General features: G+C 68.6%; 8 protein-coding genes. 6 read left to right on the top strand and 2 right to left on the bottom strand.

Annotated elements, in window-relative coordinates; genetic code table 11:
* Positions 1 to 134 precede the first annotated feature (134 nt).
* Genes dprE1 through QGN32_RS12860 form a run of 4 tightly spaced genes read left to right on the top strand, consistent with a single transcriptional unit; the run spans position 135 to position 7,461 of the window.
* On the top strand, positions 135 to 1,535 hold the full coding sequence (gene dprE1 / locus QGN32_RS12875) for a decaprenylphosphoryl-beta-D-ribose oxidase (protein WP_326544789.1): 1,401 nt from the start codon (positions 135 to 137) through the stop codon (positions 1,533 to 1,535).
* Positions 1,536 to 2,318, top strand: a complete 783-nt coding sequence (gene dprE2 / locus QGN32_RS12870; RefSeq protein WP_326544788.1) for a decaprenylphospho-beta-D-erythro-pentofuranosid-2-ulose 2-reductase — start codon at positions 1,536 to 1,538, stop codon at positions 2,316 to 2,318.
* Entirely contained in the window at positions 2,318 to 4,216 is a 1,899-nt protein-coding gene (locus QGN32_RS12865) for a galactan 5-O-arabinofuranosyltransferase (protein ID WP_326544787.1), read from the top strand. The genes dprE2 and QGN32_RS12865 overlap by 1 nt, the downstream gene beginning before the upstream one ends.
* 11 nt (positions 4,217 to 4,227) lie before the next feature.
* Complete coding sequence (locus QGN32_RS12860) at positions 4,228 to 7,461, top strand: arabinosyltransferase domain-containing protein (protein WP_326544786.1); 3,234 nt, start codon at positions 4,228 to 4,230, stop codon at positions 7,459 to 7,461.
* Positions 7,462 to 7,507: 46 nt separating this feature from the next.
* Here QGN32_RS12860 and QGN32_RS12855 read toward each other — a convergent pair whose 3' ends face one another.
* Complete coding sequence (locus QGN32_RS12855) at positions 7,508 to 7,912, bottom strand: putative endonuclease domain-containing protein (RefSeq protein ID WP_326544785.1); 405 nt, start codon at positions 7,910 to 7,912, stop codon at positions 7,508 to 7,510.
* Complete coding sequence (locus QGN32_RS12850; protein ID WP_326544784.1) at positions 7,893 to 8,471, bottom strand: type IV toxin-antitoxin system AbiEi family antitoxin domain-containing protein; 579 nt, start codon at positions 8,469 to 8,471, stop codon at positions 7,893 to 7,895. Before QGN32_RS12850 ends, QGN32_RS12855 begins: the two co-directional genes overlap by 20 nt.
* Before the next feature lie 174 nt (positions 8,472 to 8,645).
* On the opposite strand from QGN32_RS12850, the gene QGN32_RS12845 reads away from it, so the two are divergent.
* Together QGN32_RS12845 and QGN32_RS12840 are read left to right on the top strand one after the other, a co-directional pair.
* Positions 8,646 to 11,924 carry an arabinosyltransferase domain-containing protein gene (locus QGN32_RS12845; RefSeq protein WP_326544783.1) on the top strand — a complete coding sequence of 1,093 codons (3,279 nt, stop codon included), beginning with the start codon at positions 8,646 to 8,648 and terminating at the stop codon, positions 11,922 to 11,924.
* Complete coding sequence (locus QGN32_RS12840) at positions 11,921 to 15,118, top strand: arabinosyltransferase domain-containing protein (protein ID WP_326544782.1); 3,198 nt, start codon at positions 11,921 to 11,923, stop codon at positions 15,116 to 15,118. Before QGN32_RS12845 ends, QGN32_RS12840 begins: the two co-directional genes overlap by 4 nt.
* Positions 15,119 to 15,365: the final 247 nt, after the last annotated feature.

Here is a 15,365-nt window from a genome sequence, read left to right as displayed (position 1 = left end):
GCAGCCGATGGAGCCGGTGATCAACGACCCGGCCCCTTATCTCGCGTGAAAACCGTAACGCACCGCCACAACCGCCGAACGCACTGATTTCGCTGCTCACCGAACCGGGACCGGTGCACGGTACCCTCGTTTCGATGTCCGAGAACCTGCCCACGACCTCGCGTGCCCTGACCGGCTTCGGCCGCACCGCACCATCCGTCGCGCAGGTGCTGAGCACACCGGACGTCGAACTGATCGCACAGGCGGTGCGCGAGGCCGCCGACCGAAGCGCGTCCGGCCCCGCGTTCGGGCGCCGCGGCGTGCTCGCGCGCGGGCTCGGCCGGTCCTATGGTGACCAGGCGTGCAACGGCGGTGGTCTGGTCGTGGACATGACCGCGTTGAACAAGATCCACTCGATCAGCGCCGATTCGGCGGTGGCCGACGTCGACGCGGGCGTCAGCCTGGACCAGTTGATGAAGGCGGCCCTGCCCTTCGGGTTGTGGGTCCCGGTGCTGCCCGGCACCCGGCAGGTCACCGTCGGCGGAGCGATCGCCTCCGACATCCACGGCAAGAACCACCACAGCGCGGGCAGCTTCGGCAACCACGTGCTGTCGCTGGATCTACTGATGGCCGACGGCGAGGTGCACACCGCCACACCCGACGGCCCGGACGCCGAACTGTTCTGGGCGACGGTCGGGGGCAATGGCCTCACCGGGATCGTGCTGCGCGCCCGAATCGCGATGACGCGCACCGAAACCGCCTACTTCATCGCCGACGGCGTGGCCACCAAGGGCCTCGACGAGACCGTCGCCGCACACCTGGACGGCAGCGAGGACCGGTACACCTACTCCAGTGCCTGGTTCGATCTGATCAACCCCCCGCCTAAACTGGGCCGTGCCGCGATCAGCCGTGGCAGCCTCGCGAGACTCGATCAGCTGCCCCCGAAGCTCGCCGAGAATCCGCTGAAATTCGATGCGCCCCAACTGTTGACGGTGCCGGACGTCTTCCCGGTCAGCGCGATGAACAAATGGTCGTTCATGGCGATCGGCGAGGTCTACTACCGGCTCGGCGGAACCTACCGCGGCAAGATCATGAATCTGTCGCAGTTCTACCACATGCTGGACCTCGTCAGCGGGTGGAACAATGCTTATGGCCCAGCGGGTTTCGCCCAGCATCAGTTCCTGGTACCGCCCGACGCGCTCGAGGAGTTCAAGGCCATCATCCGCTGGATCCAGACCCGCGGCCACTACTCGGCGTTGAACGTGTTCAAGCTGTTCGGGCCGGGCAACCGCGCGCCACTGAGCTTCCCGATGGCCGGGTGGAACGTCGCCATGGACTTCCCGAACAAGCCCGGTATCAACGAATTCCTCAACGAACTCGACGACCGGGTCATGAAGTTCGGCGGGCGCGTCTACACCGCGAAGGACTCCCGGGTCAGCGCGGAAAGGTTCCACAAGATGTATCCCCGTATCGACGAGTGGATCGCCGTGCGGCGCAAGGCCGACCCGAACGGCGTCTTCGCATCCGACATGGCCCGACGCTTGGAGTTGCTCTGAATGGTTCTCGACGCCGTAGGTAACCCCCAGACCATCCTGCTGCTCGGCGGCACCTCCGAGATCGGGCTGGCGATATGCGAACGCTACTTGCGCAACGCGCACGCCCGGATCATCCTCGCGGACCTGCCCGGCCACCCCCGCAAAGGCGAGGCGATCGCCGCGATGACGGCCGCGGGCGCCAAATCCGTCGAGTGGATCGACTTCGACGGCGCTGACACCGCGAGTCACCCCGCTGTCGTCGACAAAGCCTGGGACAGCGGTGACGTAGATGTGGCGATCGTGGCGTTCGGACTGCTCGGCGACGCCGAGGAGCTCTGGCAGGACCAGCGCAAAGCCGTCCAGGCCGCCCAGATCAACTACACGGCAGCGGTTTCGGTCGGTGTGCTGCTCGGTGAGAAGATGCGCGCGCAGGGCTTCGGACAGATCATCGCGATGAGCTCGGCGGCCGGTGAGCGGGTCCGGCGCTCGAACTTCGTCTACGGCTCCACCAAGGCCGGCCTGGACGGCTTCTACCTCGGCTTGGGTGAGGCGCTGCGGGACTACGGCGTTCGGGTGCTGGTGATCCGGCCCGGGCAGGTGCGCACGACGACCACGATCGAGCACTGGAAGGCCACCGGCGCGAAAGAGGCCCCGTTCACCGTCGACAAGGAGTATGTCGCCGAACTGGCGGTCACGGCGGCTGCGAAAGGCAAGGATTTGGTATGGGCGCCCGGAGCGTTCCGGTACGTGATGATGGTGCTGCGCCACATTCCGCGGCCGATCTTCCGCAAGCTTCCCATCTGATGCGCGGCACGCTGGCCGGGGAGCCGCGCCGGCGGCGACATTGGACAGTGGCCGGCCAGATGGCGGCGGCCGCCGCGGTGGCGATCGTCGTGGCGGTGGTGTCGCTGGCCGCGATCGCGCGGGTGGAGTGGCCCGCCTACAACTCGTCGAATCAGCTCCATGCGCTGACCACAGTCGGCCAATTCGCCTGCCTGGCAGGGCTATTGGCGAGCGGTCTGGTGTGGCGGCGGGGCCGGCGGCTGCTCGCCGAGGCCTCCGCGACGCTCTTCCTGTCGGCGTTCGCGGTGGTGACGCTCGCGATGCCGCTCGGCGCGACCAAGCTCTACCTGTACGGCGTCTCCGTCGATCAGCAGTTCCGCACCGAGTACCTCACCCGGCTCGCCGACAGCGCCGCACTGCACGATATGACCTACCTGGGCCTGCCGCCGTTCTATCCGCCGGGCTGGTTCTGGATCGGGGGTCGCCTCGCCGCGCTGACCGGAACACCCGCGTGGGAGATGTTCAAACCGTGGGCGATCATCTCCATCACAGTCGCGATCGCGGTGGCGTTTGCGTTGTGGGCGGCCATGATCCGCTTCGAGTACGCGCTCGTCGTCACCACCGCCACCGCCGCGGCCACGCTCGCGTACTCCCCCGCCGAGCCCTACGCCGCGATCATCGTGGTGCTGCTGCCGCCGGTTTTCGTGCTGGCGTGGTCGGGGTTGCGTGGTGGCAGTCGCAACGGCGGGTGGGCCGCGGTCGTCGGCGCCGGTCTCTTCCTCGGCGGGGCCGCGTTGTCATACACGCTGCTGTTCGCCTACGCCGCGTTCACGTTGGCGATCATGGGAGTGCTGCTCACGGTGGCGCGCAAGCGGATCGAGCCGCTGGTGCGGCTGCTGGTCATCGCGGCGATCTCGGGTGCCATCGCGCTGATCGGGTGGGCGCCGTACCTGATCGCCGCAGTCTCCGGCGAGCCCGCCGACTCCGGAACCGCGCAGCACTACCTGCCGTCGGACGGTGCGCAGCTGGAGTTCCCGATGCTGCACTTCACCTTGCTCGGGGCGCTGTGCATGGTCGGCACACTGTGGCTGGTCTGGCGCGCCCGCTCGTCCACCCGGGCGGGTGCGCTCGCGATCGCGGTGCTCGCCGTCTACGCCTGGTCGCTGCTGTCGATGCTGACGACGCTGGCGGGCACCACCTTGTTGTCGTTCCGGCTGAATCCGGCGCTGACCGTGCTACTGACCGCGGCTGGTGCCTTCGGCTTCATCGACATCACCCGCGCGCTCGCCGCGCGGGTGCGCCCCGAGAACGCGCGGCGGGTGATCGCGGCGGCCGCGACGCTGGGCGCGATCGGCGCGGTGACGTACAGCCAGGACATTCCCGACGTGCTGCGGTCCGACATCGTCGTCGCCTACACCGACACCGACGGCTACGGTCAGCGCGCCGACCGCCGCCCGCCGGGGGCCGAGCGCTACTACCGCGAGATCGACGCCAAGATCACCGAGGTGACGGGCCGCCCGCGCGATGAGACCGTCGTGCTGACCGCCGACTACAGCTTCCTGTCGTACTACCCCTACTACGGTTTCCAAGGGCTGACGTCGCACTACGCGAACCCGCTCGCGCAGTTCGAGAAGCGGGCCGAAGCGATCGAGGGCTGGGCCACGCTCACCGACGCCGACCAGTTCATCGAGGCGCTCGACGCGCTGCCGTGGGAGCCGCCGTCGGTGTTTCTGATGCGCCGTGCTGGTTCGGGAGGCGCCGACGACACCTACACCCTGCGGCTGGCCTCCGACGTCTACCCGAACCAGCCGAACGTGCGGCGTTACCACGTCGCACTGGACGAGGCGTTGTTCGACGACCCGCGCTTCGAGGTGTCCACCATCGGCCCGTTCGTGCTGGCGATTCGGCAGCCCAATTAGGATCGAACCCCGTGGTCGGTGAAGCCGGGGTCGCGTCCAACCATCGGACGGTGCGGCTGATTGCCATCGTCGCCGGGTTGCTGGGCGCGCTGCTCGCGATTGCCACCCCGTTGATGCCGGTGACGCAGACCACCGCGCAGCTGAACTGGCCGCAGAACGGCGTGCTACAGAGCGTGGACGCCCCGCTCATCGGCTACGTCGCCACCGACCTGGAGATCAGCGTGCCGTGCCGCGCGGCCGCCGGGCTGGCCGGACCGGACACCGGCGGGCGCACCGTGCTGCTGTCCACGGTGCCCAAACAGGCGCCCAAGGCCGTCGACCGCGGACTGCTCATCGAGCGGGTCAACAACGACCTGCTGGTCATCGTGCGCAACACCCCGGTGGTCAGCGCCCCGCTGGATCAGGTGCTCAGCCCGCAGTGCCAGCGGCTGACCTTCACCGCCCACGCCGACAAGGTGACCGGCGAATTCGTCGGCCTGATGCAGGGTCCCGGCACGATCCCGGCCGAGGCTCCCGGTTTACCGCTGCGCGGCGAACGCGGCGGCTACGACTTCCGGCCCCAGATCGTCGGGGTCTTCACCGACCTGTCCGGTCCGGCGCCACCGGGGCTGGAGTTCTCCGCGACCCTCGACTCCCGCTACAGCACATCGCCGACGCTGCTGAAGACGCTCGCGATGATCATCGGGGTGGCGATGACGATCGTCGCGCTCGGCGCGCTGCACATGCTGGACGCCGCCGACGGCAGGCGGGTCAAACGCATTCTGCCGCGGCGGTGGTGGTCGCTGACTCCGTTGGACGGGGCGGTCACCGCGGTGCTGGTGTGGTGGCACTTCGTCGGTGCCAACACCGCCGACGACGGGTACATCCTGACCATGGCCCGGGTGTCCGAGCACGCCGGCTACATGGCCAACTACTACCGGTGGTTCGGCACCCCCGAGGCCCCGTTCGGCTGGTACTACGACCTGCTCGCGTTGTGGGCGCACGTCAGCACGAACAGCGTGTGGATGCGCCTGCCGACGCTGGTGATGGCGCTCGCATGCTGGTGGCTGATCAGCCGCGAGGTGATCCCCCGCCTGGGCCATGCGGTCAAGTCCACCCCCGCGGCGGCGTGGACGGCGGCAGGCCTGTTCCTGGCGTTCTGGCTGCCGCTGAACAACGGCCTTCGCCCCGAACCGATCATCGCGCTCGGCATCCTGCTCACCTGGTGCGCGGTGGAGCGCGGCGTGGCCACCAGCCGGCTGCTGCCGGTGGCCATCGCGATCATCATCGGTGCGCTCACCCTGTTCTCCGGCCCTACCGGTATCGCCGCCATCGGCGCGCTGCTTGTCGCTGTCGGTCCGTTGAAAACCATTGTCGCGGCCCATGTTTCGCGGTTCGGATATCTGGCGCTGCTGGCGCCGATCCTGGCCGCGGCCACCGTCACGATCATCCTGATCTTCCGGGACCAGACGCTGGCGGCCGAACTGCAGGCCAACGCGTTCAAATCCGCGGTCGGGCCGAGCTTGAGCTGGTTCGACGAGCACATCCGCTACGAGCGGCTGTTCACCCTGAGCCCGGACGGCTCGGTCGCCCGGCGCTTCGCGGTGCTCATGTTGCTGCTGGCGCTGGCCGTGGCGGTGGCGATGTCGTTGCGCAAGTTCACGATTCCGGGGACCGCCCTGGGCCCCAGTCGCCGCATCATCGGCATCACGGTCATCTCGTTCCTGGCGATGATGTTCACCCCCACCAAGTGGACGCATCACTTCGGCGTGTTCGCCGGCCTGGCCGGCTCGCTGGGCGCCCTGGCCGCGGTCGCCGTCACCGCGACCGCGATGCGCTCGCGCCGGAACCGGTCGGTGTTCGCCGCCGCGGTGCTGTTCGCGATGGCGCTGTCGTTCGCCACCGTCAACGGTTGGTGGTACGTCTCCAACTTCGGCGTGCCCTGGTCGAATGCCATGCCGGAGTGGAAGTTGGGCTTCAGCACGATTTTGCTCGGACTGTCCCTGCTGGCCCTGCTCGCCGCCGCGTGGTTCCACTTCTCCGGACGCGATTCCTCGCCACCGGGCCCGCAGCGTCGATGGCAGCGAATCATGCAGTCGCCGTTGGCCGTTGCCACCTGGCTGGTGGTGGTATTCGAGGTGCTGTCGCTGACCCTGGCCATGATCGACCAGTACCCGGCATGGAGCGTCGGGCGCTCCAACCTCGAAGCGCTGGCCGGCAAGACGTGCGGGATGGCCGAGGATGTGCTCGTCGAGGAGGACCCCAACGTCGGCATGCTGGCCCCCATCGACACGCCGGTCGGCGAGGCGCTCGGCGCCGGCACCGCGCAGGGGTTCGGCCCCAACGGCATTCCGACCGACGTCTCGGCCGACGAGGCGATGAGCGGACAGGGCACCTCAACGAACTTCGCCGACACCGATTCGGACGACGACCAGGCGGGCAAGGGGGGCACCGAGGGCGGCACGACGGCCGCCGCAGGCATCAACGGCTCGCGGGCCCGGCTGCCCTACCACCTCGACCCGGCCCGCACGCCGGTGTTGGGCAGTTGGCGCTCCGGCACCCAACAGCCGGCGCAGCTGCGCTCGGCCTGGTACCGCCTGCCGCCGCGGGACAACGCCGGCCCACTGCTGGTCGTCTCGGCGGCCGGCCGTTTCGATGCCGGTGAGGTCGTCGTGCAGTGGGCCACCGACGCGCAGGCCGCCGACGACGAGCCGGGCGGCACGATCGAGTTCGGCGACGTCGGCGCCTCTCCCGCATGGCGCAACCTGCGGACTCCGCTGACCGCGATTCCGCCCGAGGCCACCCAGATCCGACTGGTGGCCTCCGACGACGACCTCGACCCGCAGCACTGGATCGCGGTGACGCCGCCGCGCATCCCGCAGCTGCGCACGCTGCAGGAGGTCGTCGGCTCGGAGGACCCCGTGTTGCTGGACTGGCTCGTCGGCCTGGCGTTCCCCTGCCAGCGGCCCTTCGCCCATCAGAACGGCGTCGTCGAGGTGCCGAAGTGGCGGATCCTGCCCGATCGGTTCGGCGCCGAGGCCAACTCCCCGGTGATGGACTACCTCGGCGGCGGGCCGCTCGGCATCACCGAACTGCTGGTGCGAGCCACCACGACGCCGACCTACCTCAAGGGCGACTGGTTCCGCGACTGGGGCTCGCTGCAGCAGCTCACGCCCTGGTACCCGAACGCCGCGCAGGCTCGACTGGATCTGGGCACGGCAACGCGCAGCGGGCTGTGGAGCCCGGGACCGCTGCGACTTTCCTGAGCGCCGTGGCGCTAGGTGGTTGACTGCGCGCACCTGCTGCGTGCGATCAACCGGTTAACGCGCTCGCGGTACGACACTCAGGGCAGCTTCGCAGCCGACCTGTCCAGCCCCGCCGACGGAGCAAGCCGCCGATCAGTGCGGCGGTGCGGCACGCATCGCCGAAGACGAGTCCGTAGGTCACCCGCGTGGTGATCAGGTCCGAGCGACTCAGTTCTGCCAGATCGCGCAGCGCATCGCGGTCGCGATCGTGCGGCGAATCATGAAACGCGCGACCGTCGAGCTCGACCACGACGCCCTGCCCGCGATAGCGCACATCTTGGAAGGTGGACCGGCCTGTCGCTCTGCTGCGGATCTGACGCTCACCGCGGGGCAACCCGTGGGCCCGCTCGACCCGGTGCAGGTAGCCACGCTCGAGCACCGAACATGCGCCGTCACCAAGATCGTCGAGCATCGCCTGCAACATGCGCCGGCCGCAAACACGTTGACGGCCCGCCAGCGTCTGCAGGATCCCGCTGCGGAGTCGTCCGCCGGTCGGCACACACCCGCGCCAGCACCGCGAATGCGGCCGCCACATCGTCCGTGCGGAGCTCGTCGCTGACCACGTCGATCAGCGCGTGCTCCAAGCGAATCGCCGGTGGGCTGCGGTCGAGTTCGGCGCGTCGGGTGAAGTCGGGCATCCGATGCAGCACGACTCGTGGCAATGGCCGCAGATTGCGCGCTGTGTCGACGGCGACGTGAACGACCGTCGTCGGCGGATCGGGCAGCGCCGACGCGTGAGCCAACGCCGCCGGCCAGAACGCCAGCACCGCGACCCAATGCCGCTGCGCTTGTGTGAGCCGCCCGCTGTGGTTCACGTAGACGCCCCGACAGACCGGTGTCAACTCGCGTCTGCGCACCAGTCTGGCGATGTCGCGATCGGTGCCTCCGGCGACCAGAACCTGGCGGCGGGAAACGACTCCCTCCTGGCTCCAGGTCAGGTCATCGATACGCCCGAGACGCCAGCGAGTCACACGGGTAAGCGTGACCGGACAACGACCCGACGGCCATCCCGTCCGACCGCCGCTGTGGATAACGGCTTAACCGGTTGATTGCACGCACGTGCTGCGTGGGATGAACCAGTTAGTGGGCAAGTGTCGGCCCCGCATCGGCGGCGCACACACGCACGTCGCCTACCATCGACCCTCGTGCCACGCGACGAGGATGAGCGGACCGACCGGTTCGCGCGACTGATCGCCGTCGTCGCGGGCATCGCCGGCATACTGCTGTGCGGTCTGGTGCCGCTGCTGCCGGTCAAGCAGACCACCGCGACGATCCTGTGGCCGCAAGGACCGGGACCCGACGGGTTCGTCAGCGACATCACCGCCCCGCTGGTCTCCGGCGCGCCGCAGGCTCTCGACATCTCCATTCCCTGCCAGGCCGTCGCCACCCTGCCCGCGGCCGGTGGCCTGGTGCTGTCGACGGTTCCGCCGGGCGGAATCGATGCCAGCCGCAACGGGCTGTTCGTGCGCGCCACGTCCGACGTCGTGGTCGTGGCGTTCCGTGACTCCGTCGCGGCGGTGGCACCGCGCTCCGCGGTCGCCGACGGAGCGTGCAGCGCGCTGCGCATCTGGGCCGACCCCGGGCAGGCCGGCGCGGATTTCGTCGGGCTGCCCGGCGCAGCGGGAATCCTGCCGGCAGAAGAGAAGCCGCAAGTCGCGGGCATCTTCACCGATATGGAGGTGGCCCCACAGCAGGGACTGTCGGCGCGTATCGACGTCGACACCCGCTTCATCACCTCGCCGACCGCGCTCAAGCTCGCCGTGATGGTGCTCGGGGTGGCATGCGTGATCGCGTCGCTCGTGGCGTTGGCGGTGCTGGACCGTCGGAGTGGTCGGCGCGTGCCGCGCGGCCTGTCGGGGTTCTGGCGCGCCGGGTTCTGGCACTGGGTGGCCGATGCCGGAGTCATCGGCACCCTGCTGCTGTGGCATGTCATCGGCGCCCTGTCGTCCGATGACGGTTACAACCTGACCATCGCGCGCGTCTCCGCCGACGCCGGTTACACGGCGAACTACTACCGCTTCTTCGGCGCCGCCGAGGCCCCGTTCGACTGGTACCAGTCCCTGCTCGGCGCTCTCGCGTCGATCAGCACCGCGAGCGTGTGGATGCGTCTGCCCGCGACGCTGGCCGCGATCGGCGCCTGGTTGATCGTCAGCCGCTGCATGCTGCCCCGACTCGGCCGCCGCCTGGCGGCCAACCGGGTGACGGTATGGACGGCCGGCGCGGTGTTCCTGGCGGCCTGGCTGCCGTTCAACAACGGACTGCGACCCGAACCGCTGATCGCGTTCGGCACCGTGGCCGTCTGGGTGCTCGTCGAGAACGCGGTTGCGACGCGGCGGACGTGGCCGGCAGCGCTGGCGATCGTCGTCGCCGTGTTCAGCGTCACGCTGGCTCCGCAAGGGTTGATCGCGATCGCGCCCTTGCTGGTGGGCGCCCGTGCGATCGTTCGCACCGTCCGGACCCGGCGTCCCGTCGACGGCCTCCTGGCCCCGGTGGCCGCGCTGCTGTCGGCGCTCGCGCTGATCTTCGTGGTGGTGTTCCGGGACCAGACGCTGGCGACGGTCGCCGAGTCGGCCCGCATCAAGTACGTCGTCGGCCCGACCATCGCGTGGTACCAGGAGTTCCTGCGCTACTACTTCCTCACCGTCGAGGACAGCGTGGACTCGTCGCTGACCCGGCGCTTCGCGGTACTGGTGCTGATGCTCTGCCTGTTCGGGATGCTGGCGGTGCTGTTGCGGCGCGGCGGCGTGCCCGGCATGGCCAGGGGCCCGGTCTGGCGGCTGCTCGGGTCGACGGCCATCGGGTTGCTGCTGCTGACGTTCACGCCGACCAAGTGGGCCGTGCAGTTCGGCGCGTTCGCCGCCCTGGCGGGCGCGCTCGGGGCGGTGACCGCGTTCGCGTTCTCCCGGGTGGGGCTGCACAGCCGCCGCAACCTCGCGTTGTACGTCACCGCGCTGCTGTTCGTACTGGCCTGGGCGACATCAGGTATCAACGGCTGGTTCTACGTCGGAAACTACGGGGTGCCGTGGTTCGACAAGCAACCGGTGATCGCCGGTATCCCGGTGACGGGCATCTTCCTCGCGCTGGCGATCGTGACCGGTCTGCTCGCCGGGTGGCTGCACTTCCGGATGGACTACGCCGGGCACACCGAGGTCGCCAACACCAAACGCAACCGCGTGCTCGCATCGACGCCGCTGCTGGTGGTGGCGACGATCATGGTGATACTCGAGGTCGGCTCCATGGCCAAGGGCGCCGTGCAGCGTTACCCCGTCTACACGACCGCCAAGGCGAACCTCTCGGCGCTGACGTCCGGGCTCTCCGATACCAGTTGCGCTATGGCCGACGATGTGCTCGTCGAAGCGGACACGAATGCCGGTATGCTGCAACCGGTTCCGGGGCAACGCTTTGGCGAGTACGGTCCGCTCGGAGGCGAGGACCCGGTGGGCTTCACCCCCAACGGCGTCAGCGACACGCTCGAACCACCCGAACCGATCACCGCCAACCCGGGCACGGTGAACTCCGACGGCTCGCCGAACGAACCGAACATCGGCATCGGTTTCGCGGCGGGCACCGGCGGCGGTTACGGCCCCGAGGGAGTGAACGGGTCGAAGGTTTTCCTGCCGTTCGGTCTCGACCCCCAGCGCACACCGGTGATGGGCAGCTACGACGAGAACACCCTTGCGGCCAGGGTCACTTCGGCGTGGTACCAACTTCCGCCCCGGACCCCGGACCGGCCGTTGGTCACCGTCGCGGCGGCCGGCGCGATCTGGTACTACGAGGAAGACGGCTCGTTCAACTACGGTCAGTCGCTGAAGCTGCAGTGGGGTGTGCACCGTCCCGACGGCAGTTACCTGCCGCTGGCCGAGGCGCAGCCGATCGACGTCGGACCCGGCGCCCACAAGGCCTGGCGCAACCTGCGTTTCCCGCTGGCGGCGGCGCCGCCGGAGGCGAACGTCGCCCGCATCGTCGCCGACGACCCGAACCTGTCCACCGACCAGTGGTTCGCGTTCACCCCGCCGCGGGTGCCGGTGTTGGAGACCGCACAGCAGTTCCTCGGCTCGGAGACGCCGGTCCTGATGGACATCGCCACGGCCGCGAACTTCCCCTGCCAGCGCCCCTTCTCCGAACGTCTCGGCATCGCCGAACTCCCGGAGTACCGCATCCTCCCGAACCTCAAGCAGGTGGTCGTGTCGTCGAACCAGTGGATGTCCGCTCAGGACGGCGGGCCGTTCCTGTTCATCCAGGCGTTGCTGCGTACCGCGACTGTGCCCACGTACCTGCGTGACGACTGGTTCCGGGACTGGGGTTCGATCGAGCGCTACGACCGTGTGGTGCCCGAGTCGCAAGCCCCGGATGCGGTTGTCGAGCAAGGAACCGCGCGGGTGTTCGGCTGGAGCCGCAACGGACCGATCAGGGCGCTGCCATGAGCCGACCGCTGAGCTCCGACGTCAAAAGCGCGCGCTGGGTGGCGGCGATCGCGGGTCTCATCGGCTTCGTGCTGTCCGTAGCGACCCCGCTGCTACCGGTCGAACAGACCACCGCAACGCTGAATTGGCCGCAGCAGGAGCAATTGACCAACGTCACCGCGCCATTGATCAGCCAGACGCCGGTGCGGATGTCGGTGACGGTGCCGTGTGACGTCGTCCGGTCGATGCCGCCGCGCGGCGGGGTGGTGTTGGGCACCGCGCCGAAGGACGGTAAGCAGGCCGCATTGCAGGGTCTGTTCGTCACGGTCAACAGCCAGCGTGTCGACATCACCGACCGGAACGTGGTGGTGGCGAGCGTGCCTCGGGCGCGGGTGGCTGGGCCCGACTGTCAGCGGATCGAGATCACCTCGACAGAGGAGGGGACCTTCGCGACGTTCGTCGGGCTGTCGAAGCCGGACGGCGAGCCGCAGTACACCGGGTTCGCGGATCCGAACCTGCGACCCGCGATCGTCGGGGTGTTCACCGACCTGACCGGTCCCGCGCCGCCCGGGTTGAGCCTGTCCGCGGAGATCGACACCCGATTCACCACGGAGCCAACGGCATTGAAGCTGGCCGCGATGGTGCTGGCCATCGCGTCGACCGCGATCGCGCTGCTCGCGCTGTGGCGCCTGGACCGGATGGACGGCAGGCGGATGCGGCGGCTGATCCCGCAGCGGTGGCGCACGTTCACCCCCACCGACGTGGTGGTGGTCGGAGGGTTCGTGGTCTGGCACGTGATCGGCGCCAACTCCTCGGACGACGGCTACATCCTCGGCATGGCGCGGGTGGCCGGGCACGCCGGCTACATGTCGAACTACTTTCGCTGGTTCGGCAGCCCCGAGGATCCGTTCGGCTGGTACTACAACCTGCTGGCGATGATGACCAGCGTCAGCGACGCCAGCATCTGGATGCGGCTGCCGGATCTGGTCTGCGGAATCGTGTGCTGGCTGCTGCTTTCCCGCGAGGTGCTGCCTCGGTTGGGGCCCGCGGTGGCGGCGAGCAAGCCCGCGCTGTGGGCCGCGGGCCTGGTACTGCTGGCGGCGTGGATGCCGTTCAACAACGGCTTGCGGCCGGAGGGCCAGATCGCCACCGGTGCGCTGATCACCTATGTGCTGATCGAGCGGGCGATCATTTCGGGCCGGCTCACCCCGGCCGCGTTCGCGATCATGACGGCGTCGTTCACGCTCGGTATCCAGCCGACCGGCCTGATCGCGGTGGCCGCGCTGCTCGCGGGCGGCCGCCCCCTGCTGAGGATTCTGGTGCGCCGCCGACAGGTCCTCGGCACCTGGCCACTGGTGTTGCCTCTACTCGCCGCGGGTACGGTGATCCTGACCGTGGTGTTCTTCGACCAGACCATCGCGACGGTGTTGGAAGCCACCAGGATTCGCACCGCTATCGGCCCTAACCAGGAGTGGTACACCGAGAACCTGCGCTACTACTACCTGATCCTGCCCACGGTCGACGGGTCGTTGTCTCGGCGGTTCGGGTTCCTGATCACCGCGCTGTCGTTGTTCGCGTCGATGTTCATCATGTTGCGGCGCAAGCGGGTTCCCGGTGTCGCCCGCGGACCGGCGTGGCGGTTGATGGGCATCATCCTCGGCACGATGTTCTTCCTGATGTTCACCCCGACGAAGTGGGTGCATCACTTCGGTCTGTTCGCCGCGGTGGGTGCCGCGATGGCGGCGCTGGCCACGGTGCTGGTTTCGCCGAAGGTGCTGGCGTGGTCCCGAAACCGCATGGCGTTCCTGGCCGCGGTGTTGTTCGTGCTGGCGCTGTGTTTCGCGACCACCAACGGCTGGTGGTATGTCTCCAGCTTCGGCGTGCCGTTCAACAACGACAAGCCGGCGATCGGCGGAGTCACGATCAGCACGGTCTTCTTCGTGTTGTTCGCGATCGCAGCGATTTGGGCGGCTTGGCTGCACTTCTCGTCACGAACCCGCGGTGAGGGCCGGATCGCGCGGGCGCTCACGGCCGCGCCCGTTCCGGTGGCCGCGGGCTTCATGGTGGTCGTGTTCGTCGGCTCCATGCTCGTCGGGGCGGTCCGCCAGTACCCGACGTATTCGAACGCGTGGGCCAATCTGCGGTCTTTCACCGGCGGCTGCGGATTGGCCGATGACGTGCTCGTCGAACCGGATGCCAATGACGGTTTTCTGGCACCGCTACCCGGAGACTACGGGCCGCTGGGGCCGCTGGGCGGCGTCGGCCCGGTCGGTTTCACCTCCAGTGCTGTGCCGGAAAAGATTGTGGCCGAGGCGATTCGGGTCAACCTGCCGACGCCCGGTACCGACTACGACTGGGACCAGCCGATCAAGCTCACGACTCCCGGCGTCAACGGCTCGACGGTGCCGTTGCCGTACGGGCTCGACCCGCAGAGGGTACCGCTGGCAGGCAGCTACGTCGACGAGCCACAGCAGGAGAGCAGGCTGACATCGGCATGGTACGAGTTGCCCTCGCCCGACGACGCGCATCCGCTCGTGGTGATCACCGCCGCGGGGACCATCACCGGCGACAGCGTGTTCAACGCACGCACCGAGGGTGAGACCGTCGAGTTGGAGTACGCGCTGCGCGGCCCCGACGGTGCGCTGGTGCCCGCCGGGCGACTGGTGCCCTATGACCTCGGGCCGATTCCGTCGTGGCGGAACCTGCGGTTCCCACGTACGGACATTCCGGCCGATGCGGTCGCGGTTCGTGTTGTCGCCGAGGATCTTTCGCTGACTCAGGGCGACTGGGTGGCGGTGACGCCGCCGCGGGTGCCCGAACTGCGGTCGGTGCAGGAGTACGTCGGCTCGGAGCAGCCGGTGCTGATGGACTGGGCAGTCGGCCTGGCGTTCCCGTGCCAGCAACCGATGCTGCACGCCAACGGCGTCACCGACATCCCGAAGTTCCGCATCACGCCTGACTACAACGCCAAGCGTAAGGACACCGACACCTGGCAGGACGGCCTCAACGGCGGGCTGCTCGGGATCACGGACCTGTTGTTGCGCGCACATGTGATGGCGACGTATCTGTCGGAGGACTGGGGGCGGGACTGGGGCTCGCTGCGGCGGTTCGAGTTGACCCCCGACGCCCGCGACTCGGTCCCCGCCACGCTGGACTTCGGCACGGCGACGCACAGCGGTCTGTACAGCCCGGGCCACATCCGCATCAAACCGTAATCAGTTTTGCGCGAGCGTGCGGGTTTGAACATGACACACCGCATATTTTCAGCGCTTTGCGCACGCTCGCGGGCGTTGACCGCGCACATCTGCGGATTGATCCCCTACCCGGCTAGCCTTGATCCGTGGACCAAATCCGGCTAGCTAGGCGCCGCCGATGTCCACGCATGTGGTGGAGTGGAAGCGGCGCGGGCAATGGCAAGTTGCGCCCGCGGAAGGCGGTCCTGTCCGAGTTGCAGAATGAGCT

It is taken from the genome of Mycolicibacterium sp. ND9-15, assembly GCF_035918395.1.
GTDB lineage: Bacteria > Actinomycetota > Actinomycetes > Mycobacteriales > Mycobacteriaceae > Mycobacterium.
Note: the sequence above shows the minus strand (reverse complement) of the source record. Positions and strands in the feature narration are given on the sequence as shown.